The organism is Streptomyces sp. R818, assembly GCF_056172735.1.
The window spans coordinates 75135-99039 of the sequence record NZ_JAOCNE010000015.1 but is presented as its reverse complement, the minus strand read 5'-3'; the positions used below and the strand labels follow the sequence as shown (position 1 = coordinate 99039).

Here is a 23905-nt window from a genome sequence, read left to right as displayed (position 1 = left end):
CCACCACCCCGACCTCGCACGCGGCCCGCACCTTCGTGGACGCCCTGCCCGCAGTACGCGTGCTGCCCGCCCGCGGCTTTCTCGTCCCGCACGACGACTTCACCGCCTGGGCGGCCGGCCACGGCACGAAACACCTGCGCCAGGAGGACTTCTACCGCTGGGTCCGCCACACCCACGACCTCCTCATGGACGGCGACCAGCCCGCCGGCGGGCGCTGGAACCTCGACCACGACAACCGCGAGCCCCCGCCCAAGGGCGCCGGCCACCTCGACGTGCCCCGCCCTACCGGCCGCGCGAGAGCGACATCGACGCCGAGGTGCGGGCCGACCTCGACCGCTGGGCCCGCGACGGCGACGTGGAGTTCGTCGGCGAGGACGGCCCGCGCGAGTTCCCCGCCACCCGCCGCGAGGCGCTCGCCGCGCTCCGCCGCTTCCTCGACCACCGGCTCGCCACCTTCGGCGCCTACGAGGACGCCGTCCTCGCCGACGACGCGGCCATGAGCCACAGCCGGCTCTCCTCCTCGCTCAAACCTCGCCTGCTCGACCCCGCCGAATGCGTCGAAGGGGCCGAGGCGCGCTGGCGCGCGGGCGACGTCCCGCTCAACAGCGCCGAGGGGTTCATCCGGCAGATCGCCGGGTGGCGCGAATTCGTCTGGCACCTCTACTGGCACTTCCGGCACCGGGGTACCGCGACAGCAACGAACTGCGCCACCGCGCGCCGCTGCCCGACTGGTTCACCGAGCTGTCCTCGGCGGGGACCGACGCGAACTGCCTGACCCACGTCCTCCGACCAGGTCCGCACGACCGGCTGGACGCCACCACATCCCCCGCCTCATGATCCTCGGCAGTTACGCGCTGCAACGCGGCTGGGAGCCGAAGGCCCTCACCGACTGGTTCCACCGCAGCTTCGTCGACGGCTACGACTGGGTGATGGTGCCGAACGTCGTCGGCATGTCCCAGTACGCCGACGGCGGCCGCATGACGACCAAGCCGTACACGTCGGGCGGCGCCTACATCGACCGGATGAGCGACCTGTGCGGGCCCTGCCGGTACAAAGCCGTCCGTACGCGTCGGCGACGACGCCTGCCCCTTCACCGCCGGCTACTGGACCTTCCTCCACCGCCACCGCGAGCGCTTCGAGCACAAACGCCCGCATGTCCCAGCCGGTCCGCGGCCTCGGACCGCCTCCGTGACCTCGACGAACTCCTGGAACAGGAGCGGGGCCGCCGGGACTGGAGGCGCCTTGAGCGCGGCTCGAATCGGTCACGAACGGAGAAGCTCCGGAGCGTCCGGCCTGTACATACTGCTCCCAGCCGGGTCGCCCGACGTATGGAGACAGTGATGACCGCCAAGGCCAGGAAGACCGACACGCCGGCAGTCCGGACCGTCCGGGGAGTCCGCGCGGCACGTCGCCGACAGCCATGACCTGATCCGGGTGTACGGGGCCCGCGAGAAACAACCTCAAGGACGTCAGCGTCGAACTGCCCAAGCGCCGGCTGACCGTGTTCACCGGGGTCTCCGGGTCGGGCAAGAGCTCCCTGGTGTTCAACACGATCGCCGCCGAGTCGCAGCGCCTGATCAACGAGACGTACAGCGCGTTCGTCCAGGGCTTCATGCCGACGCTCGCCCGCCCCGAGGTCGATGTCCTCGACGGGTTGACCACAGTGATCACCGTTGATCAACAGCGGCTCGGCGCGGACCCGCGCTCCACCGTCGGCACCGCGACCGACGCCAACGCCATGCTGCGCATCCTCTTCAGCCGCCTCGGCACCCCGCACCTCGGCTCGCCCAAGGCGTTCTCCTTCAACGTCGCCTCGATCAGCGGCGCCGGCGCGGTGACCGTCAAGCGCGGCGGCGTGGATGTGAAGGAGCGGCGCGCCTTCAGCATCACCGGCGGCATGTGCCCGCGCTGCGAGGGCCGCGGCGCGGTCTCCGACATCGACCTGACCGCCCTGTACGACGACAGCAAGTCCCTCGACGAGGGCGCGCTCACCATCCCCGGCTACAGCATGGACGGCTGGTACGGCCGCATCTTCACCGGCTGCGGCTTCTTCCCGCCGGACAAGCCGATCGCCCGCTTCACCAAGCGACAGCTGCACGATCTGCTGTACAAGGAGCCGACGAAGATCAAGGTTGACGGGATCAACCTGACGTACGAGGGGTTGATCCCGCGGATCCAGAAGTCCATGCTCTCCAAGGACGTCGACTCGCTCCAGCCGCACATCAGGGCCTTCGTCGAGCGCGCCGTCACCTTCGCCGTCTGCCCCGAGTGCGAGGGCACGCGGCTCAACGAGGGCGCCCGCTCCTCCAAGATCGAGGGCGTCAGCATCGCCCACGCCTGCGCCATGGAGATCCGCGACCTCGCCGCCTGGGTGCGCGGACTGACGGACCCCTCGGTCGCCCCGCTCCTCGAGACGCTCCAGCAGACCCTGGAGTCGTTCGTCGAGATCGGCCTCGGCTACCTCTCCCTCGACCGGCCCTCCGGCACCCTGTCCGGCGGTGAGGCCCAGCGCGTCAAGATGATCCGCCACCTCGGCTCGTCCCTCACCGACACCACCTACGTCTTCGACGAGCCGACGACCGGGCTGCACCCGCACGACATCCAGCGGATGAACGAGCTGCTCCTGCGCCTGCGCGACAAGGGCAACACCGTCCTCGTCGTCGAGCACAAGCCCGAGATGATCGCGATCGCCGACCACGTCGTGGACCTCGGGCCCGGGGCCGGCGCGGGCGGCGGCAGCGTCTGCTTCGAGGGGACCGTGGAGGGGCTGCGGGCCGCCGACACCGTCACCGGACGCCACTTCGACGACCGCGCCGCCGTGAAGGACTCCGTGCGCAAGCCGACGGGCGCCCTGGAGATCCGCGGCGCCTCCACCCACAACCTCCAGGACGTCGACGTCGACATCCCGCTCGGCGTGCTGACCGTCGTCACCGGTGTGGCCGGATCCGGCAAGAGCTCCCTCGTGCACGGCTCGATCCCGGCGGGGGAGGGCGTCGTCTCCGTCGACCAGGGCGCGATCCGCGGCTCGCGGCGCTCCAATCCGGCCACGTACAGCGGTGTCCTCGACCCGATCCGCAAGGCGTTCGCCAAGGCCAACGGCGTCAAGCCCGCTCTCTTCAGCGCCAACTCCGAGGGCGCCTGCCCCACCTGCAAGGGCGTCGGCGTCGTCTACACCGATCTCGCGATGATGGCCGGGGTGTCGACGACCTGCGAGGAGTGCGACGGCAAGCGGTTCGACGCCTCCGTCCTTGAGTACCGCCTCGGCGGCCGGGACATCAGCGAGGTCCTCGCGATGCCGGTGGCCGAGGCCGAGGAGTTCTTCCGCGCGGGCGACGCCCGCACGCCCGCCGCGCACAAGATCCTGGAGCGCCTCGACGACGTCGGGCTCGGCTACCTCACCCTCGGCCAGCCGCTCACCACGCTCTCCGGCGGCGAGCGGCAGCGGCTCAAGCTCGCCGCGCACATGGGGGAGAAGGGCGGCGTGTACGTCCTCGACGAGCCGACAGCCGGGCTGCACCTGGCCGACGTCGAGCAGCTGCTCGGGCTGCTCGACAGGCTCGTCGACTCCGGCAAGTCCGTCATCGTCGTCGAGCACCACCAGGCCGTCATGGCGCACGCCGACTGGATCATCGACCTCGGCCCCGGCGCAGGTCACGACGGAGGCAAGGTCGTCTTCGAGGGCACCCCGGCGGACCTCGTCGCCCACCGCGGGACGCTCACGGGACAGCACCTCGCGGAGTACGTGAAGGCGTGACCGGCGGTCCAGCGCGGCCGTGACGGGCGGCCCCGCCCGGCCACCCGTATGAGAAGCGTCAAGGGCACGCACGTTCCCGTATAGGAGGCGTCAACAGGGATCGGAACCGGCCACGAGCGGATGTTTGCTCTAACCGTTCCAACGGATCCAACCGTTTCCGTCCGGTTCGGATCGGTCCGGTTCCGTCCCTGTCCCTCTCGCACCCATCCGGGAGCCCACGATGGCCGATCTGGCCTTCGTCGTCACCACGGTCGCGGTCTTCGCGCTGGTGGCCCTCGTCGCCAAGGGGGTGACCAAGCTATGACCGTCGAACATGTCGTCGGCCTCGTCGTGGCCGTCGCCCTCCTGGGCTATCTCGTCCTCGCCCTCCTGTACCCGGAGAGGTTCTGAGCGCCGACATGAGCCCCGTACTCGCCGCGGCGCTGCAGTTCCTCGCCCTCTGCGTGGCGCTCGCCCTGGCCCACCGTCCGCTCGGCGACCACATGGCCCGGGTCTACTCCTCCGAGAAGCACCTCCGGGTGGAGAAGTGGATCTACAAGGGCATCGGCGCCGACCCCGACACGCGGATGCGCTGGACCGCGTACCTGCGCGGCGTCCTCGCGTTCTCCGCCGTGAGCGTCCTGTTCCTCTACCTCCTCCAGCGGCTCCAGGGCGCGCTGCCCGGCTCGCTCGGCTTCACGTCGATCGACCCCGACCAGGCGTTCAACACGGCCGCGTCCTTCGTCGCCAACACCAACTGGCAGTCGTACTACGGCGAGCAGGCCATGGGCCACGTCGTGCAGACCGGCGGCCTCGCGGTGCAGAACTTCGTCTCGGCCGCCGTGGGCATCGCCGTCGCCGTCGCCCTCGTACGCGGCTTCGCCCGGACCCGCACCGGCGAACTGGGCAACTTCTGGGCCGACCTCGTCCGCGGCGTCGTCCGCGTCCTCCTCCCCGTCGCGGTGGTCGGCGCGCTCGTCCTGGTCGCCTGCGGCGCGATCCAGAACTTCTCGGGGATCCACGAGGTCGGCCAGTTCATGGGCGGCTCGCAGCAGTGGAACGGCGGCGCCGTCGCCTCCCAGGAAGCCATCAAGGAGCTGGGCACCAACGGCGGCGGCTACTTCAACGCCAACTCCGCCCACCCCTTCGAGAACCCGAACGGTTTCACCAACCTCTTCGAGGTCTTCCTCATCCTGGTCATCCCGTTCGCGCTGACCCGCACGTTCGGCGTCATGGTCGGCTCGGTCCGGCAGGGCTACGCGATCCTCGCCACGATGGCGTCGATCTGGGTCCTCTTCTCCGGCCTCATGATGTGGACCGAGTTCGCCCACCACGGCCCCGCCTTCGACCTCGCGGGCGGCGCCATGGAAGGCAAGGAGAACCGGTTCGGCATCGGCGGCTCGTCGATCTTCGCGGTCGCCACGACGCTGACCTCGACCGGCGCGGTCAACTCCTTCCACTCCTCCTACACCGGCCTCGGCGGCGGCATCACCATGCTGGGCATGCAGCTCGGCGAGATCGCGCCCGGCGGCACGGGATCCGGCCTCTACGGCATGCTGATCATGGCGATCATCGCGGTGTTCCTCGCCGGACTGATGGTCGGCCGAACCCCCGAGTACCTCGGCAAGAAGATCGGCACCCGCGAGATCAAGCTCGCCGCCTGCTACATCCTGATCACCCCGGTGCTCGTCCTGCTCCTCACCGCCTTCTCGATGGCCCTGCCGACGCCGAAGGACTCCATGCTCAACGGGGGCGCACACGGGTTCTCCGAGATCCTCTACGCGTTCACCTCCGGCGCCAACAACAACGGCTCCGCCTTCGCGGGCCTGAGCGCCGACACCACCTGGTTCAACACCACGATCGGGCTCGCCATGCTGCTCGGCCGCTTCCTGCCGATGGTGTTCGTGCTCGCGCTCGCCGGCTCGCTCGCCGGGCAGCGGCCCGTCCCGGCCACGTCGGGCACCCTGCGCACCGAGAAACCCCTGTTCACCGGCCTGCTCGTCGGCACGGTCGCCATCGTCGCCGGGCTGACGTACTTCCCCGCCCTGGCGCTCGGCCCGCTCGCGGAAGGGCTCGCCTCATGACCGCACGTATGGATCCGCGACAGATGCTGAAGTCCCTGCCCGACGCCTGCCGCAAGCTGGACCCCCGGGTGATGGTCAAGTCCCCGGTGATGTTCGTGGTGCTCGTCGGCTCGGTCCTGACGACCGTGTTCTCCTTCGCCCACCCCTCCGACTGGTTCGGCTGGACCATCAGCGCCTGGCTCTGGCTGACGGTGGTCTTCGCCAACCTGGCGGAGGCCGTCGCGGAGGGGCGCGGCAAGGCCCAGGCCGACACCCTGCGCAAGGCCAAGACCGACACGGTGGCGCGCCGCCTCACCGGAACCGCCGAGGAGCACGTCCCCGGCACGGAGCTGCGCATCGGCGACCTCGTGGTCTGCGAGGCCGGTGACGTCGTACCGGGCGACGGCGACGTCGTCGAGGGCGTCGCCTCCGTCGACGAGTCCGCGATCACCGGCGAGTCCGCGCCCGTCATCCGCGAGTCCGGCGGCGACCGCTCGGCCGTCACGGGCGGCACGAAGGTCCTCTCCGACCGCGTCGTCATCAAGATCACGACGAAGCCGGGGGAGACGTTCATCGACCGCATGATCAACCTGGTCGAGGGCGCGGCCCGGCAGAAGACGCCGAACGAGATCGCGCTCAACATCCTGCTCGCCTCGCTGACCGTCGTCTTCCTCCTCGCCGTGGCCACGCTGCCGCCGTTCGCGCACTACGCGGGCAAGAACCTCGACATGGTCGTCCTGGTCGCGCTGCTCGTCTGTCTCATCCCGACCACGATCGGCGCCCTGCTCTCCGCCATCGGCATCGCGGGCATGGACCGCCTCGTCCAGCGCAACGTCCTCGCGCTGTCCGGGCGTGCCGTCGAGGCCGCCGGTGACGTGTCGACCCTGCTCCTCGACAAGACCGGCACCATCACCTTCGGCAACCGCCGGGCCGCGGAGTTCGTCCCGGTCGAGGGCGTCACCGAGGCCGAACTCGCCGACGCCGCACAGCTGTCGTCGCTGGCCGACGAGACCCCCGAGGGCCGCTCGGTCGTCGTCCTCGCCAAGGAGAGGTACGGGCTGCGGGAGCGCGGGCAGGGCGAACTGACCGGCGCCGACTGGATCGAGTTCACCGCACAGACCCGGATGTCCGGCGTGGACGTCGACGGGCGCGCGATCCGCAAGGGGGCGGTCGGGTCGGTCGCCGCCTGGGTCGGGGAACGGGGCGGCCGGGCCACCGGGGACGCGGACCGGCTGGTCGAGGCGATCTCCGAGGCGGGCGGCACGCCGCTGCTCGTCGCGGTGGAGGACGCCGACGGCGCCCGCGTGCTCGGCGTCATCCACCTCAAGGACGTCGTCAAGGACGGCATGCGGGAACGGTTCGACGAGCTGCGCCGCATGGGCATCAGGACCGTCATGATCACGGGCGACAACCCGCTGACGGCGAAGGCCATCGCGGAGGAGGCGGGCGTCGACGACTTCCTCGCCGAGGCCACGCCCGAGGACAAGATGGCGCTGATCAAACGGGAGCAGGCGGGCGGCAACCTCGTCGCGATGACCGGGGACGGCACCAACGACGCCCCGGCCCTCGCGCAGGCGGACGTCGGCGTCGCCATGAACACCGGCACGTCGGCCGCGAAGGAGGCCGGCAACATGGTCGACCTCGACTCGAACCCGACCAAGCTCATCGAGATCGTCGAGATCGGTAAGCAACTGTTGATCACACGAGGCGCATTGACGACCTTCTCCATAGCCAACGATGTCGCGAAGTACTTCGCGATCATCCCGGCCCTGTTCGCCTCGGTCTATCCCGGCCTCGACAAGCTCAACATCATGCGCCTGTCCAGCCCGGACTCCGCGATCCTCGCCGCGGTGATCTTCAACGCGCTGATCATCGTCGCCCTCGTCCCACTGGCCTTGAAGGGCGTCCGCTACCGGCCCGTCAGCGCCGACCGGCTGCTCCGCCGCAACCTCGGCGTCTACGGGCTCGGCGGTCTGATCGCCCCCTTCATCGGCATCAAGATCATCGACCTGCTCCTCTCCCTCGTCCCCGGGCTCTAACTCTCGGAAAGCGTGCTGATCAGCTATGAACACCTCCGTACGCACCACCGGCCGGCTGCTCGGCGCGGGCCTGCGCGCCCTGCTCCTCCTCACCGTCGTGTGCGGCGTCCTCTACCCGCTCGCGGTGACCGGCGTCGCCCAGGCAGCCTTCCCGCACCAGGCCAACGGCTCCGAGATCAAGGCCGGGGGCAAGGTCGTCGGCTCGTCCCTCATCGGCCAGACCTACCTGACCAAGGACGGTAAGCCCGACCTGCGCTGGTTCCAGCCCCGCCCCTCCAACGGGCTCGGCACCAACAGCGTCAACACTCGGTACACATTGATCCTGTCCGGCGCCACGAACCTCGCCGGCGACAACCCTGACCTGGTCAAGCAGGTCAAGGACGCCAGGAACGCCGTCGTCGCGGACAACTCCACGGCCACGTACAAGGTGCGCCCCTCGGACGTCCCGCCCGACGCCGTCACCTCGTCCGGCTCGGGCCTCGACCCGCACATCTCACCGGACTACGCGGACCTCCAGGTCCACCGGGTCGCCGAGCGGAACCACCTGTCCGTGGCGCGGGTCCGTGAACTGGTCGAGCAGCACACGGACGGCCGCGTGCTCGGCTTCATGGGGGAGCCGGGGGTGAACGTCCTCGAACTCAACGTGGCGCTGCGGGAGTCGGCCGCCGCCAAGTGAGTGTCAGTCCCGGCCGGCCGGTGCCAGGAGCCCGCGCTCCATCGCCACCACGACCGCCCGCGTCCGGTCGCTGACGTCGAGCTTCGCGAAGACGCGCAGCAGATGCGTCTTCACGGTCGCCTCGCCGATCACAAGGCGCTTGCCGATGTCCGCGTTGGACAGACCGTCGGCCACCGCCCGCAGGACGTCCACCTCGCGGGCGGTGAGCGCCGTCTGCACCGGGCGGCGCATCTTCGCCACGAGCTTCTGCGCGACGCGCGGCGCGAGCACCGTCTCGCCGCGCGCCGCCGCGCGGATCGCGTCGACGAGCTGCTCGCGCGAGGTGTCCTTGAGCAGATAGCCGATGGCCCCGGCCTCCACCGCGCGCTCGATCTCCGTGTCCGTGTCGTACGTCGTCAGGATCAGCACGCGGGTGCCGCTCGGGCCCGCGACGATCCGCTGCGTGGCCGCGACGCCGTCCAGGACCGGCATCCGCAGGTCCAACAGGACGACATCGGGACGGAGTTCCTCGACGAGCGCCACACCCGCCCGGCCGTCGTCCGCCTCGCCGACGACCTCTATCCCGGCCTCGGGCGCGAGCAGCGCCACGACACCGGCGCGCATCACGGTGTGGTCGTCGACCACGACGACCCGCAGCGGCCGGGCGTCCTCGTCCTGCACGGTCATACGAGCTCCTCGTGGCCGGAACCGAAGGGGGCGGAGGGGGTGGGCAGGGAGGCGAGTATCCGGGTGCCGTCGCCGACCGAACTGGTGACGGTCAGCTCACCGCCGAGCTCGGCGAGCCGCTTGCGCATGCCGTCGAGGCCGAAGCCGCGCGCCGCGCCCACGTCGAAGCCCCGCCCGTCGTCGGTGATCTCCAGATCGACGCCGTACGGGCCCGGCGCGAGGACCACGATCACCGTCGAGGCTCCCGCATGCTTGCGGACATTGGCGAGCGACTCCTGGGTGCAGCGCAGCAGGGCGATCCGGGTCTGCTGGTCGCAGTCGGCGTCCGCGAGGTCCGCGTCGACGGCGATGCCGGTGTCCTCGGCGAACCGGTCGAGGGTGCGGCGCAGGGTCGCGGCGACGGAGCCCTGTACGGCGCCGCCGGGCGGTGGTGTCGCTCCGACGAGGGCGCGGGCCTCCGCCAGATTCTCCCGGGCGGTCTGCTCAATGGATGACAACTGTTGAGCGGACCGCTCAAGGTGTGGACCCGTGTAAGGACCTGTCTGTGCATCCGTCTGTGCATCCGTCTGTGCATCCTTCGGTGCATCCGTCTGGGCATCCGTCTGTGAATCTGTCCGCGTGCCCGTGTGTGCGTCCAGGCCCGCGCGTGCGGCTTCCGCGAGCACGATGATCGAGGCGAAGCCCTGCGCGAGCGTGTCGTGGATCTCGCGCGCGAGCCGCTCCCGCTCGTCCGCCGCGCCTTGCCGCCGGTGCGCCTCCGCCAAAGCGGCCTGTGTATCGACGAGTTGATCCGTCAACTGTTGAGCCCGCGCCTCGCCCTGTGCGCTGATCCGGTGGACCAGGAGGCCGACCCCGGCGCCCACGACGTATCCGAGCGCGACGAAGGCCGTGTCCCCGGTGAGCAGCGCCGGGTCGGGGTCACGTCCGGCGGCGCCCGCCAGCGCGGTGAGGGCCGCTGCCGCGCCGCTGAAGGAGAGAGCGGCGGCGGGCCCGGACGTGTAGATCCAGAAGTGCGGCAGCGACACGACGAACAAGGCGGCACCGCCGCCCATCACGTAGGCGACGGCGCCGAGCCCGGCGGCCAGGACCGTGAGGTACATCGGCGGCCGCAGGACCGGCCGCGTGGGGAACATCGCCACGGCCGCGTAGGCGACGGTGAGGAAGGCCAGCAGCCCGTACACCGTGAACTTCACCCCGGCCGCCCGGTCCGAGACGGCGATGGCGGGCGGCACGAGCCCGCACAGCACCCAGAGGACGGCGTTCCAGCGGTGCGCGGCGGGGACGACGGGTAAGCCCTGGGCGTGGGCGGCGGCGGGCTGCCGGCTGAAGTCCATGGCGATCAGCCTACGTTCGCCGGTGGCGGCGCGACCGGCGCTTCGTGCCTCTGCCGTATCCCGCGACCGGGGCGGTGCGCCCGTCCACGACTCGGACGCGGACGCGGATAAATGTGGCGTACAGCTAGTCTCGCCTCCGGTACGCGACGGAGCGGGAGGCGCCATGAACGGGACGGACGAGGCGAACGGGCAGGCCGACCAGCAGGCCGACCAGGTGGCCGACCAGCAGGCCGACCAGGTGGCGGCAGAGCCGGTCGACCAGACACGCGACGAGCGGGACGGCCGTGCCGTCGCCGCCCTCGACGGCGTGAGCATGCGCCGCCTCACCACCGGCCAGGTCATCCTCGACGGCATCGACTGGACCGTCCGCCCCGGCGAGCACTGGGCACTGCTGGGCCCGAACGGCGCGGGCAAGACCAGCATCCTGCGCCTCGTCGGCGCCACCGCGTTCCCCACCACCGGCACGGTCGAGGTCCTCGGCCACCGCCTCGGCCGCGTCGACGTGCGCGAACTGCGCGCCCTCATCGGCCACGTCTCCACCTCCCAGCGCGTCCCGCAGGACCTCCCCGGCCACACCGTCGTCCTGACCGGCCACACCGGCACTGTCCAGCCGCTCTGGAAGTCGTACGACGACGAGGTGCGCGAACGTGCCCACGCGCTGCTCGCCGAGCTCCAGATCAAGGACCTCGCCGACCGTCCGTACGGCGTCTGCTCGGGCGGCCAGCGCGCCCGCGTCCTCATCGCCCGCGCCCTCATGGCGGACCCGGCGCTGCTGCTGCTCGACGAACCGTTCAACGCGCTCGACCTGCCCTCGCGCGAAGACCTCATCGACACCATGCGTCAACTGGCGGTCAACAGGCCCGGCCTCGCGACCGTGACCGTCACCCACCACCTGGAGGAGCTGTCCCCGGCGATCAGCCACGGGCTGCTCCTGCGCGAGGGGCGCGTCCTCGCGCGCGGCCCGGTCGAGGAGGTCCTGACGGCCGACCGCATGACCGCCTGCTTCGGCCGCCCCATCGAGGTCACGCGCCACGCGGGCCGCTGGCTGGCCCGCTCGGGCGGGCACCTGTAGAGCGGGCGGGGGGCGGCCCGTACAGGCCGGGTGTACGTAGCACCACCCCTCGTCCGGGCCGTACGCCCAATGTGCCGCGCGGCCGTCGTCCCTAGCGTCGAAGGCGAGGCGCACGGGGCGCCGGACGAGGGGATCGGCGACATGCGAAACCGTCAGCAGCACGGGCAGACATCCGCGTACGGCCGGGGCGAGGCGCTCCGTCTGGTCAGGGTCAGCAAGACGTACGGGGCGACGCCGCCGGACGGGGATCGCGCGGGCGCGTCCGGCAGTGGCGCCCATGGCACCCACGGCACGCATGGCACCCATGGCACGCATGGCACCCATGGCACTGAGGTCAAGGCGCTCGACGACATCACCCTGTCGCTGGCGACCGGCAGCTTCACGGCCGTGATGGGGCCGTCGGGCTCCGGCAAGTCGACGCTGCTGCACTGCGCGGCCGGGCTCGACCGCCCCGACAGCGGCCTGGTCGTGGTCGACGGCGAGGAGATGACCGGCGGCCCCGGACCGGCCCGCGACGAGGCCGCGCTCACCAAGTTCCGCCGCACTCGCATCGGCTTCGTCTTCCAGCAGTACAACCTGCTGCCGACGCTCACCGTCGCGCAGAACACGGTCCTGCCGCTCCGACTCGCCGGGCGGCGCGTGCACCGCGCGCGAGTCGAGCGGATCCTCGCGGACGTCGGCCTCGGCGACCGGCTCGGGCACACCCCGGACCAGCTCTCCGGCGGCCAGCGCCAGCGCGTCGCCATCGCCCGCGCCCTGGTCACCGAACCCTCCGTGATCTTCGCGGACGAGCCGACGGGGGCCCTGGACACCCGCAGCGCCCGTGACGTGCTGCGGCTGCTCCAGGAAGCGGTGCGGACGCACGGCAGGACGGTGGTGATGGTGACGCACGACCCGGTCGCGGCGTCCTACGCGGACTCGGTGCAGTTCCTCGCCGACGGCCGGCTCGCCGGGCAGACGCAGGCCCCGACCGTCGACCAGATCGCCGAACGCCTCGCCCACCTCGGCGACGACGCCCGCCACGATGACCCCCGCCGCGCCGACACCCGCCTGGAGGTGTGAACCGTGTTCACCATGCTCGGCCTCGCCATGCGCTCCGTACGACAGCGCCCCGGCCGCTTCCTGGCGACGCTCCTGTCCGCCTTCCTCGGCGCGACCATCATCATGACGTTCAACTCCCTGCACGACACGGCGAACGCGAACGATGTCGACGCGGCCAGCGCGGAGACCCTGCGGACCTCGGCGAGCGTCGTCGGCGGCTACGGCACGCTCCTGGTCTTCTTCGCGATCGCCTCGGCGCTGACGGTCAACGTCCGTCAACGTACGGACGAGATCAACCTGCTCCGCGCCACCGGGGCCACCCCCGCCCAGGTCAAGCGCATGGTCGTCGGCGAGTCCACGGTCGTCGGCCTCGTGGCCGCGCTCCTCGCCGTCGGTCCCGCGATGCTCGGCGGCACCGTCCTGCTCTCCGTGTTCAAGGACAGCGGCCAGGTCGCCGACTCGGTCGACCCCGCCTTCGGCCCGATCGCCCTCATGTCGGGCGTCGGCGTCTCGCTCCTCGCGTCGGCGGGCGCGGCCTTCCTGGCGGTGCGCCGCGCCACCCGGGCCACCGCGGACACCGGCCGGAAGGCCAAGGTGGGCGGGCAGCGAAAGGCGGGCTGGGGGCGCAAGGCAGGCGGAGTGCGCAAGACGGGCCGGGGGCGGCGGGGCGCGGCCTGGGCGACGCTCGGCGCCGGAGCGCTCACGGCCTGCGCCACCTTCGCCATGGACGGGACGAGCGCAGCCCTGATGGCACCTCCCGCGTACGGCGCGATCCTGCTCTCCGTGGGCTTCGCCCTCGTCTCGCCGAGCCTGCTGCGCACCGTGCTCGGCCGCGTCGAACCGCTCCTGACGGCGCTCACGGGCGCGAGCGGCTATCTGACCGTGCGCACCATGCGCCGCCGTGCCCCCGAACTGTCCGGCATCCTGATGCCGTTGATCCTCTTCACGGGCATGGCCACGGCGACGCTGTACATGCAGGCCGTCGAGAACGACGCGATCAAGGCATCGGGGTTGACCAAGTCGATCGACGACAAGAACCTCGAGACGCTCAACCTCGTCGTGGTCGGCATCATCGTCGTGTTCGCCTGCATCATGTTGATCAATTCCCTGTACGCGGCCACGGCCTACCGCGTACGCGAGTTCGGCCAGCAGCGCCTGGCCGGTGCGACCCCTTCCCAGGTCCTGGCCACCGTGGCGGTCGAGGGCACCGTCCTCACCGTCACCGGAGTGTTCTTCGGCACACTCTCCGCGCTCGCCGGCATCGTCCCCTTCACACTCGTCCGTACCGACGGCGTGCTGCCCGACCGCGGCCCCGGCATCTGGCTCGCCGTGGTGGCCCTGGCCGCCGCCGCAACGCTGGTGACCAGCCTGATCACCGCCCGCCGCGGCGTACGGGTACCTGCGGTGGAGGCCGTCGCCCTGGCCGCCTAGGACATCGCGGACCGGACCCCGCACCCGCGGGACTCCGGTCCGTGTCGGTGTTGGGCTGAACGGGTGACATGGCGTAAGAATTGTTCGGTGCAGACAACAGTGCGAGCCCGGACGGGGTGGGGGCAGTGAACGGCCACGACGTCACCGACGAACAGTGGGAAGGGCTCGCCCAGGTCGTACCGCTGCGCAGCCGCAATGAGTGGCCGTCGGCGGTGGGCCACCGGGCGATCCCCGAACCCGAGACCGAACCGCGCCGCCGCTTCGTCGTCCTGCGGGTCAACGTCTTCGGCGACGCGCGCGAGGTCGCCGAGACCGTCATGTCGGGCATTCCGGTCCTCCTCGATCTCTCCGGCGCCGAGACCGAAGTGGCCAAGCGGGTCCTGGACTTCAGCAGCGGCGTCGTCATGGGCCTGGGCTGCGGCATGCACCGCGTCGACCGCAACGTCTTCCTCCTCGCGCCTCCCGGCACCGAGGTGCAGGGCCTGGTGGCGGGAGCGGGCGCCCTCTCCTGACCCCGGCTCGGCGCCCGGGCGGGACCACCGCGGGGCCGCCGCAGAACCACCGCGGGGCTACGGCCCTGTGGTGGCAAGCCCGGAAGGCATAGTCCCCCGATCGTAGGAAGGTCCGGGGGACAAACGATTCTCCGGACCCGGGTCCCCCTACTTTCACCGCATGACAGTGCTCCACCGGGGCACGCCCCCAGCGCCTCAGGCCCCGTCCCCGGACTCGTCCACGAACCGCCCCCGCGTCACCGAACTGCGGCTCTCCGCCTTCGGCCGCCATCGAGCCGCCACCCTGCCCCTCGGCCCGTTCACCGTGCTGACCGGCCCCAGCGGCAGCGGGAAGACCAGTGCGCTGCGGGCCCTCGAAGCACTCACCAGACTCGGCGGCGGCGCCTGCCTGGCCGACGTCTTCCCCGAGCCGAGGCGCTATGTCCCCGAACGCGCCAAACCCGACGCACAGCAACGCCGCGGCTTCCGCATCGGCTGCACCGTCGAAGGACCGGCGGGCCCCGTCCACCTCGACCTCGCCGTCCAGGCCGAACCCGAACTCCGCATCGTCGGCGAGCGCCTGACCGGGCCCGACGTCCGCTACCTGGAGACGGCGCTGCGCGACCCCGGCCGCCGCGACGTCCAGGCCGCCTGGCACACCGCCGGTTCGGTGCCCGTCACCCGGGGCCCGCTCCCCGACGACTTCCTCGGCACCGCGCTGCTCCCGCTGCGCGTCGCCGGCCGCACCGAGGGCCAGCGCCAGGTCCTGGCTGCGGCCGAACAGGTCGTGGTCGGGCTGCGTTCGGTGTTCGCCTGCGACCCCGTGCCCGCCCGGATGCGCGCCCCGGCCAGGAGCCGCGCCGACCGGCTGCTCGGCGGCTGCGACAACCTCGCGACCGTGTTGCGCCGCACGCGCACGGAGTGCGCCACCCGGCACTCCCTGCTCGTCGCCGCCGCCCGCGCGGGCCTCGCGGGGCCGGTCGCCGACGTGCTCGCCGAACCCACCCCCGAAGGCGCCGTACGTGCCGTCATCGATCGCGGCGACGGACCGCGCAGCCCGGTCGAACGGCTCGCGGACGGCGAGTTGCGCTATCTGGCGCTCGCCCTCGTCCTGCTCACCGGCCCCCGCGTCCTCGAGGTCGACCCGGCGGCCGAGGTGCCCGAGGCCTACCAGAGCCTCACCGTCCTCGCGGACAATCTCGACCGCGCCCTCGACCCCGCCCAGTGCACCCAACTCGTCCAGCTGGCCGCCCGGATGTGCGCCCGCGGCCACATCCGCCTCGTCGCGGCCACGGGGGAGAACGGCCCCGCGGTGCAGGAGGCCAGGGCGCTGGGCGCGACGGTGGTAGACCTGAAGGTGTGACAGACAAGATCGATGTGAGGGCGCTGCAGACCAGGCTCGCCCGCTTCGCCGCCGCGCGCGACTGGGAACGCTTCCATACCCCGAAGAACCTGGTCGCGGCGTTGAGCGTGGAGGCGTCCGAACTGGTCGAGATCTTCCAGTGGCTGACTCCCGAGCAATCGGCCCGGATCATGGACGACCCCGGGTCGGCGCACCGTGTCGAGGACGAGGTCGCCGACGTCCTCGCCTACCTCCTCCAGTTCTGCGAGGTTCTCGGCGTCGACCCGCTCGCGGCGCTCTCCGCGAAGATCGACCGCAACGAGATCCGCTTTCCGGTTCCGGAAGCGCTGGGAGCCGATGCCGCGGGCGCGCTGGGAGCCGATGCCGCGGGCGCGCCGGGAGCCGATGCCGCGGGCGCGCCGGGAGCCGATGTCACAGGCGCGTCGGGAGCCGACGCCACGGGCGCGCCGGAAGCTGACGTATCGGGCGCGCGCCACGTCGGTCGTCACTCTCCGGAGTCATAGAAATATCCACAACGGGCTCTGCGTCCACAGATTTCGGGCGACCTCTGGCTTTTCGACTCGGAGACCCTCACTCTGGGTAGTGAAACAGGGAGAGCGGGACGCGGGACGGGACGGGGAAGCGGATGGATGCGGTGCGGCTCATCGGGGTCGGCCGACGGGCCCTGGCGACGAGCCAGGACGCGCCGGACATCATGAGGGAGGCATGGCAGGCACAGGCGTTGGCACAGGCGATAGGCAGTCGCCTCGCGCTGCTCGGGCCGCCGGAGTTACGGGGCGACGCGCAGGCGCTGACGGAGGCGGGAACCCGGGGCAGCGGTGGCTCGGTGATTCCGGTGGTGGGCGCGGGTGGCATCCGCGCGGCGCAGCTGACCGAACTGGGCGATGTGTACGAGGCGTTGCGCGACCTCGGCGCGTTGCTCGGTGATGTCGGCATCGCGCTCGTCGGGGTGGCGAGCGCGTCGTTCGAGGAGGGGGCCTACTGGCAGTGCATGGAAGCGATCGACGCGGCGGACGAGTCCAGGGACCGCGCACTGGAGATACTCCGCCGCCTTCCGGAGTGGGACAGCCGCCCCAGCAGAACGAACCCGGCCCCGGGCTCGGACTCGGCGGCGTGAGCCGGGACCCGGCCGTGCGCTTCGACGCGGCGGCCTGAACCGGAGGTCTGGCTGAGCGGTGCGACTCGCCGCCCGGCTGGGCCCCTGACGCGGCGTGCTGGCTCGGCGCGCTGGCTCGGCGGGCCGACCTGGCATTCGGCGCTGGGTCACCCGGAGGGGCCGTGCGTGGTTCGCGCGGTGGCACGCCGCACCGTGCAGGATGGAGGTATGGATCTTCGAATCTTCACCGAGCCCCAGCAAGGGGCCACCTACGACACCCTTCTGACCGTGGCCAAGGCGACGGAGGACCTCGGCTTCGACGCCTTCTTCCGCTCGGACCACTACTTGCGGATGGGCACGTCCGACGGGCTGCCCGGCCCGACGGACGCCTGGATCACGCTGGCCGGTCTCGCCCGGGAGACCAAGCGGATCAGGCTCGGCACGCTGATGACCGCCGGCACGTTCCGGCTGCCGGGCGTGCTGGCGATCCAGGTGGCGCAGGTCGACCAGATGTCGGGCGGGCGCGTCGAACTCGGCCTCGGCAGCGGCTGGTTCGAGGAGGAGCACAAGGCGTACGGCATCCCGTTCCCGAAGGAGAAGTTCGCCCGCCTCGAGGAGCAGCTGGCGATCGTCACAGGGCTGTGGGCCACCGAGACCGGCTCCACGTTCAGCTACGACGGCACGTACTACCAGTTGACCGACTCCCCGGCCCTGCCCAAGCCCACGCAGACCAAGGTGCCGGTGCTCATCGGCGGGCACGGGGCGACGCGCACGCCCCGCCTGGCCGGGCAGTACGCGGACGAGTTCAACATCCCGTTCGCGTCGATCGAGGACAGCGAGCGGCAGTTCGGCCGGGTCCGGGCCGCCGCGGAGCGGGCCGGGCGCGCGAGCGGCAACCTGGTGTACTCCAACGCGCTGGTGGTGTGTGTCGGAAAGGACGACGAGGAGGTGAAGCGCAGGGCGGAGAAGATCGGCCGTGATGTCGAGGAGCTGAAGGCCAACGGGCTCGCGGGTTCGCCCGCCGAGGTGGTGGACAAGCTGGGCCGTTACGCGGCGATCGGCTCGGAGCGGGTCTACCTCCAGGTCCTGGACCTGGACGACCTGGACCATTTGGAACTGATCTCCGCACAGGTGCAGTCCCAGCTCTGACGCACCCCGCCTCGCGAGAACGCACCGCATCCCGCCTCGCGAGGAGGCACCGCATCCCGCCTCGCGAGGACGCGCCCCGCCGCATCCGGACGCATCCCGCCGCATCCGGACGCATCCCGCCGCATCCGGACGCACCCCGTCCCACCAGGGAAAATCGCTGGCCCGCGGAGCGCCTGGCACGGGAGACTCTGGCTGTGTTCTTGACGATCAGTACCACCGGCACCCCGGAACGCCCCGCGACCGACCTCGGGTTCTTGCTGCACAAGCATCCCGAGAGCGCGCAGGCGTTCTCGACCTCCTACGGCACCGCGCACGTCTTCTACCCCGAGGCGAGCGCGGAGCGGTGCACGGCCGCGCTGCTGCTCGAGGTCGATCCGGTGGCGCTGGTCAGGCGCGGCAAGGGGAAGGGCCGCGGCGGCGCTCCGGACGCGGCGCTCGCGCAGTACGTGAACGACCGGCCGTACGCCGCGTCGTCGCTGCTGGCGGTGGCGCTGAGCGGGGTGTTCTCCAGCGCGTTGCGCGGGGTGTGCAAGGCGCGGCCCGAGCGGGCGCGGGAGGCGCTGCCGCTGCGGATGGAGGTGCCCGCGCTGCCCGCGCGGGGCGGGCCCGACCTCGTACGGAAGCTGTTCGAGCCGCTTGGCTGGGCGGTGGAGGCCGAGTCGGTGCCGTTGGACGAGAGCTTCCCGGAGTGGGGGGCTTCGCGGTACGTGCGGCTCGTGCTGGAGGGGGAGGCGCGGCTCGCGGAGGCGTTGCGGCATCTGTATGTGCTGCTGCCGGTGCTCGACGACGCGAAGCACTACTGGGTGTCGGCGGACGAGGTCGACAAGTTGCTGCGGGCGGGCGAGGGGTGGCTGGCGGAGCACCCCGAGCAGAAGCTGATCACCAGCCGGTATCTGTCGCGGCGCTGGTCGCTGACGCGGGAGGCCATGGAGCGGCTCGAACTGGTGCGGCTCGCGGACGCCGACGACACGGTCGTCGAGGCGATCGACAACGCGGTCGACGAGCACAGCGACACCGAGGAGCGGCCCGTGCCGCTGGCGGTGCAGCGGCGTGACGCGATCCTCGCCGAATTGCAGGCGGCCGGGGCGGCGCGCGTGCTCGACCTCGGGTGCGGACAGGGGCAGTTGGTGCAGGCGCTGCTGAAGGACGTGCGGTTCAGCGAGATCGTGGGCGTCGACGTGTCCGTGCGGGCGCTGACCATAGCCGCCCGGCGGCTCAGGCTGGACCGGCTGGGGGAGCGGCAGGCCGCGCGCGTGCAGCTGTTCCAGGGGTCGCTCGCCTACACGGACAAGCGGCTCAAGGGGTACGACGCGGCGGTCCTGAGCGAGGTGATCGAACACCTCGACCTGCCCCGGCTGCCCGCGCTCGAGTACGCGGTGTTCGGCTCGGCGCGGCCCCGCACCGTGCTCGTGACCACGCCGAACGTGGAGTACAACGTGCGCTGGGAGACGTTGCCCGCCGGGCACGTCCGGCACGGCGACCACCGGTTCGAGTGGACGCGGGAGGAGTTCCGCGCCTGGGCGGAACGCGTCGCCGGGCGGCACGGATACCGGGTGCGGTACGTGCCCGTGGGGCCCGACGACCCCGAGGTGGGGCCGCCCACGCAGATGGCCGTGTTCAGCCTGACCGATGACCGCAGCACCACGACCACGGTCACGGCCACGGCCACGACTAAGACGAAGGAGGCAGCAGCGTGAGCGTCAACAGCAACAGCAACAGTAACCACACCGGCACCGGAGCGGGCGGCGCGCGGGCGCTTGCCGTCACCGATCTGTCCCTCGTCGTGCTGGTCGGCGCGTCGGGCTCGGGCAAGTCCACGTTCGCGCGGACGCACTTCGCGCCGACCGAGGTCATCTCCAGCGACTTCTGCCGCGGTCTGGTCGCCGACGACGAGAACGACCAGGGGGCGAGCCGGGACGCGTTCGACGTGCTGCACTACATCGCGGGCAAGCGGCTCGCCGCGGGACGGCTCACCGTCGTCGACGCGACCAACGTCCAGCAGGACGGCCGCCGCCAGCTCGTCGAACTCGCCCGGAAGTACGACGTGCTGCCGATCGCCATCGTCCTCGACGTACCGGAGGACGTGTGCGCCGCGCGGAACGCCGCACGCACCGACCGCGCCGACATGCCGCGCCACGTCATCCAGCGGCACACCCGCGAACTCCGGCGCTCGCTGCGGCACTTGGAGCGCGAGGGCTTCCGCAAGGTGCATGTGCTGCGCGGGGTCGCGGAGGTCGAGGGCGCGCGTGTCGAGCGGGAGAAGCGGTTCAACGACCTGCGACACCTCACCGGACCGTTCGACATCGTCGGCGACATCCACGGCTGCGCGAGTGAACTGGAGGCGCTGCTCGGCAAGTTGGGGTACGTGGACGGGGCGCACCCGGAGGGGCGTACGGCCGTGTTCGTCGGCGACCTCGTCGACCGCGGGCCCGACACGCCGGGCGTGCTGCGCCGCGTCATGGGCATGGTGAAGGCGGGGACCGCGCTCTGCGTGCCGGGCAACCACGAGAACAAGCTCGGGCGCTGGCTCGCGGGCCGGACCGTGCAGCACACGCACGGGCTCGCCGAGACCGTCGAGCAGCTGGGGGCGGAGAGCGAGGAGTTCCGCGCCGAGGTGCGCGAGTTCGTCCGCGGACTCGTCTCCCACTACGTCCTCGACGGCGGGAGGCTCGTCGTCTGCCACGCCGGGCTGCCCGAGAAGTACCACGGGCGGACCTCGGGCCGGGTGCGGTCGCACGCGCTGTACGGGGACACGACCGGCGAGACCGACGAGTTCGGGCTGCCCGTGCGCTATCCGTGGGCCGAGGACTACCGGGGCAAGGCGGCTGTGGTCTACGGGCACACGCCCGTGCCGACCGCGACGTGGCTCAACAACACCATCTGCCTGGACACAGGTGCCGTCTTCGGCGGCAAGCTGACCGCGTTGCGCTGGCCCGAGCGGGAGCTCGTCGAGGTGCCGGCCGAGCGTGTCTGGTACGAGCCGGCCCGGCCGCTCGCCAGCGAGGCGCCCGGCGGGCACGAGGGGCGGCCGCTCGACCTGGCCGATGTGCACGGGCGTCGCACCGTCGAGACCCGGCACACCGGGCGGGTCACCGTACGGGAGGAGAACGCGGCGGCGGCGCTGGAAGTGATGAGCCGGTTCGCGGTCGACCCGCGTCTCGTGCCGTACCTGCCGCCGACCATGGCGCCGACCGCGACGTCCGAGGTGCCCGGATATCTGGAGCACCCGGCCGAGGCGTTCGCGCAGTACGCCGCGGACGGGGTCGAGCGCGTCGTGTGCGAGGAGAAGCACATGGGGTCGCGGGCGGTCGTGCTCGTCTGCAAGGACGCGGAGGCCGCGCGGGCGCGGTTCGGGGTGGAGGACGTAGAGGGTGCGGAGGGCGCGGGCGTCACCGGGTCGCTGTACACCCGTACCGGGCGGCCGTTCTTCGACAGTCGTGAGATGACGGAGGAGGTGCTGGGGCGGGTGCGGGACGCGGTCGGCGCCGCCGGGCTCTGGGACGAGCTGGGTACCGACTGGCTGTTGCTGGATGCCGAGCTGATGCCCTGGTCGCTCAAGGCGTCCGGGCTGCTGCGGTCGCAGTACGCGGCGGTGGGCGCCGCCTCCGGTGCCGTGTTCCCGCCGGCGCTCGGCGCGCTGGAGACGGCCGCCGGGCGCGGGATCGACGTCGCCGCGCTGCTGACGCGTCAGCGGGGGCGGGCCGCGGACGCCGCCGCGTTCACCGACGCCTATCGGCGGTACTGCTGGAGCACGGAGGGGCTTGAGGGGGTGCGGCTCGCGCCGTTCCAGGTTCTTGCCGCGCAAGGGCGGTCGATGGCCGGGGTGCCGCACGACCAGCAGCTCGCGCTCATCGACCGGATGGTCGAGCACGACGGGAGCGGGTTGCTGCGGACCACGCGGCGGCTGTACGTCGACACGGGGGACGCGGAGTCCGTGCGGGCCGGGGTCGACTGGTGGCTGGAGATGACCGGGCGCGGCGGTGAGGGCATGGTCGTCAAGCCGGTCGGGGCGCTGGTCAGGGACGGTAAGGGGCGGCTCGTGCAGCCCGGTGTGAAGTGCCGGGGGCGGGAGTATCTGCGGATCATCTACGGGGCGGAGTACACGCGGCCGGAGAATCTGGCGGTGCTGCGGCAGCGGTTCCTCGGGCACAAGCGGTCGCTGGCCGTGCGGGAGTACGGGCTGGGGCTTGAGGCGCTTGAGCGGCTCGGGGAGGGGGAGCCGTTGTGGCGGGTGCATGAGGCTGTGTTCGGGGTGTTGGCGCTTGAGTCCGAGCCGGTCGATCCTCGGCTGTAATGCGTTGCCCTCCGGGGGGTGCGGGGAGGTTGTTCGGCCGGTGCGGCGCCGTCGTGGCTGGTTGCGCAGTTCCCCGCGCCCCTTCAGGGCGCCTGCTCGGGGTTGCGGGTTGTTGTCCCTTGCAGGGCGCTTACCTGGCGGGGATGGGGAGAAACCGTTCCTCCTGTCCCTGGCGGGGCAAGGATGAGCGCATGGGATTTTGCGTGGAGTCCGAGGCCGGGCGGTTGCGTCGCGTCATACTGCATCGGCCCGATCTGGAGCTGAAGCGGCTCACGCCGAGCAACAAGGATCAGCTCCTCTTCGACGACGTGCTCTGGGTGCGGCGGGCGCGGCAGGAGCACGACGGGTTCGCCGATGTGCTGCGGGACCGCGGGGTCACCGTGCATCTGTTCGGCGATCTGCTCACCGAGACGCTGGAGTCCGACGCCGCCCGCGGGCTCGTCCTGGACCGGGTCTTCGACGAGAAGGAGTACGGGCCGCTCGCCACCGGCCCCCTCCGGGACGCCTTCGAGACGCTGAGCGCGCCCGAGCTGGCCGAGGCGCTCATCGGCGGGATGACGAAGCGGGAGTTCCTGGAGAAGCACGCCGAGCCGACCTCCGTCCGCTTCCACGTCATGGAGCTGGACGACTTCCTGCTCGGGCCGCTGCCCAACCACCTCTTCACCCGCGACACCTCCGCCTGGATCTACGACGGCGTCTCCATCAACGCCATGCGGTGGCCCGCCCGGCAGCGCGAGACCGTGCACTTCGAGGCGATCTACCGGCACCACCCGCTCTTCCGCGACGAGAGCTTCCACGTGTGGTCGGAGGGGCAGGCCGACTATCCGTCGACCATCGAGGGCGGCGACGTCCTTGTCATCGGGCAGGGCGCCGTGCTCATCGGGATGAGCGAGCGCACGACCCCGCAGGCCGTCGAGATGCTCGCCCACAAGCTGTTCGCGGCGGGCTCCGCGCGGACCATCGTCGCTCTCGACCTGCCGAAGCGGCGCGCGCTCATGCACCTGGACACCGTGATGACCATGGTCGACGGCGACACGTTCACGCAGTACGCGGGGCTCGGCATGCTGCGCTCGTACACCATTGAACCGGGCAGCTCCGCGCGCGAGCTCAAGGTCACCGACCATCCGCCGGAGCACATGCACCGCGCCATCGCCGCCGCGCTCGGCCTCAGCTCGATCCGGGTCCTGAGCGCCAGCCAGGACGTGCACGCCGCCGAGCGCGAGCAGTGGGACGACGGCTGCAACGTGCTGGCCGTCGAGCCGGGCGTCGTCGTCGCCTACGAACGGAACGCGACCACCAATACCTATCTGCGCAAGCAGGGCATCGAGGTGATCGAGATCCCCGGCAGCGAACTCGGCCGGGGCCGCGGCGGCCCGCGCTGCATGAGCTGCCCCGTCGAGCGCGACCCCGTGACCGTGTAGGCGTGGCCGCACAACAGCGACCGTATAGAATTGCGG

General features: G+C 71.5%; 16 protein-coding genes and 3 pseudogenes. 17 read left to right on the top strand and 2 right to left on the bottom strand.

Annotated features, from left to right (window positions below):
- The 6 genes and pseudogenes from N5I75_RS38540 to N5I75_RS38515 all read left to right on the top strand — a co-directional run.
- Positions 1–1424 (top strand): annotated as a pseudogene (locus N5I75_RS38540) (cryptochrome/photolyase family protein); the annotation flags it as partial.
- Position 1425: 1 nt separating this feature from the next.
- Positions 1426–3754, top strand: a pseudogene (locus N5I75_RS38535) (ATP-binding cassette domain-containing protein).
- A gap of 300 nt (positions 3755–4054) precedes the next feature.
- Positions 4055–4144, top strand: coding sequence for a K(+)-transporting ATPase subunit F (gene kdpF, locus N5I75_RS38530; protein WP_476679851.1), 90 nt, complete (start codon positions 4055–4057; stop codon positions 4142–4144).
- Between the two features lie 8 nt (positions 4145–4152).
- Positions 4153–5817, top strand: a complete 1665-nt coding sequence (gene kdpA, locus N5I75_RS38525; RefSeq protein WP_476685069.1) for a potassium-transporting ATPase subunit KdpA — start codon at positions 4153–4155, stop codon at positions 5815–5817.
- Positions 5814–7835: a potassium-transporting ATPase subunit KdpB gene (gene kdpB, locus N5I75_RS38520; RefSeq protein WP_476685067.1), complete on the top strand. Its 2022-nt coding sequence runs from the start codon at positions 5814–5816 to the stop codon at positions 7833–7835. The genes kdpA and kdpB overlap by 4 nt, the downstream gene beginning before the upstream one ends.
- A gap of 25 nt (positions 7836–7860) precedes the next feature.
- Positions 7861–8511, top strand: coding sequence for a potassium-transporting ATPase subunit C (locus N5I75_RS38515; RefSeq protein ID WP_476685066.1), 651 nt, complete (start codon positions 7861–7863; stop codon positions 8509–8511).
- 3 nt (positions 8512–8514) lie between these two features.
- Here the strand turns inward: N5I75_RS38515 and N5I75_RS38510 are convergent, their stop codons facing one another.
- Together N5I75_RS38510 and N5I75_RS38505 are read right to left on the bottom strand one after the other, a co-directional pair.
- Positions 8515–9177: a response regulator gene (locus N5I75_RS38510; RefSeq protein WP_476685064.1), complete on the bottom strand. Its 663-nt coding sequence runs from the start codon at positions 9175–9177 to the stop codon at positions 8515–8517.
- Positions 9174–10511 (bottom strand): sensor histidine kinase, encoded by a 1338-nt coding sequence (locus N5I75_RS38505; RefSeq protein ID WP_476685062.1) that lies wholly within the window; start codon positions 10509–10511, stop codon positions 9174–9176. The genes N5I75_RS38510 and N5I75_RS38505 overlap by 4 nt, the downstream gene beginning before the upstream one ends.
- A 313-nt stretch (positions 10512–10824) precedes the next feature.
- Between N5I75_RS38505 and N5I75_RS38500 the strand changes: the two genes are divergently transcribed.
- The 11 genes and pseudogenes from N5I75_RS38500 to N5I75_RS38450 all read left to right on the top strand — a co-directional run bounded on the left by N5I75_RS38500 (position 10825) and on the right by N5I75_RS38450 (position 23869).
- Complete coding sequence (locus tag N5I75_RS38500; RefSeq protein ID WP_476685074.1) at positions 10825–11583, top strand: ABC transporter ATP-binding protein; 759 nt, start codon at positions 10825–10827, stop codon at positions 11581–11583.
- A 141-nt stretch (positions 11584–11724) separates the two neighbouring features.
- Positions 11725–12645 carry an ABC transporter ATP-binding protein gene (locus tag N5I75_RS38495; protein ID WP_476685061.1) on the top strand — a complete coding sequence of 307 codons (921 nt, stop codon included), beginning with the start codon at positions 11725–11727 and terminating at the stop codon, positions 12643–12645.
- Between the two features lie 12 nt (positions 12646–12657).
- Positions 12658–14055, top strand: coding sequence for an ABC transporter permease (locus tag N5I75_RS38490; protein WP_476685073.1), 1398 nt, complete (start codon positions 12658–12660; stop codon positions 14053–14055).
- Between the two features lie 125 nt (positions 14056–14180).
- Positions 14181–14567, top strand: coding sequence for a cell division protein SepF (locus tag N5I75_RS38485; RefSeq protein ID WP_398193452.1), 387 nt, complete (start codon positions 14181–14183; stop codon positions 14565–14567).
- Positions 14568–14727: 160 nt separating this feature from the next.
- A complete protein-coding gene (locus N5I75_RS38480; RefSeq protein ID WP_476685060.1) occupies positions 14728–15909 on the top strand; it encodes an AAA family ATPase in 1182 nt (393 codons plus the stop codon).
- Positions 15906–16229: pseudogene (locus N5I75_RS38475) on the top strand (nucleotide pyrophosphohydrolase); the annotation flags it as partial. The gene N5I75_RS38480 and the pseudogene N5I75_RS38475, both read left to right, overlap by 4 nt.
- A gap of 305 nt (positions 16230–16534) precedes the next feature.
- Positions 16535–17026 carry a DUF6099 family protein gene (locus N5I75_RS38470; protein WP_476685059.1) on the top strand — a complete coding sequence of 164 codons (492 nt, stop codon included), beginning with the start codon at positions 16535–16537 and terminating at the stop codon, positions 17024–17026.
- 207 nt (positions 17027–17233) lie between these two features.
- Entirely contained in the window at positions 17234–18154 is a 921-nt protein-coding gene (locus N5I75_RS38465) for an LLM class F420-dependent oxidoreductase (RefSeq protein ID WP_476685057.1), read from the top strand.
- 194 nt (positions 18155–18348) lie between these two features.
- Positions 18349–19851: a 3' terminal RNA ribose 2'-O-methyltransferase Hen1 gene (locus N5I75_RS38460; RefSeq protein WP_476685056.1), complete on the top strand. Its 1503-nt coding sequence runs from the start codon at positions 18349–18351 to the stop codon at positions 19849–19851.
- Positions 19848–22448 (top strand): polynucleotide kinase-phosphatase, encoded by a 2601-nt coding sequence (locus N5I75_RS38455; RefSeq protein ID WP_476685054.1) that lies wholly within the window; start codon positions 19848–19850, stop codon positions 22446–22448. The genes N5I75_RS38460 and N5I75_RS38455 overlap by 4 nt, the downstream gene beginning before the upstream one ends.
- Positions 22449–22639: 191 nt before the next feature.
- Complete coding sequence (locus N5I75_RS38450) at positions 22640–23869, top strand: arginine deiminase (protein ID WP_476685053.1); 1230 nt, start codon at positions 22640–22642, stop codon at positions 23867–23869.
- Positions 23870–23905 lie beyond the last annotated feature (36 nt).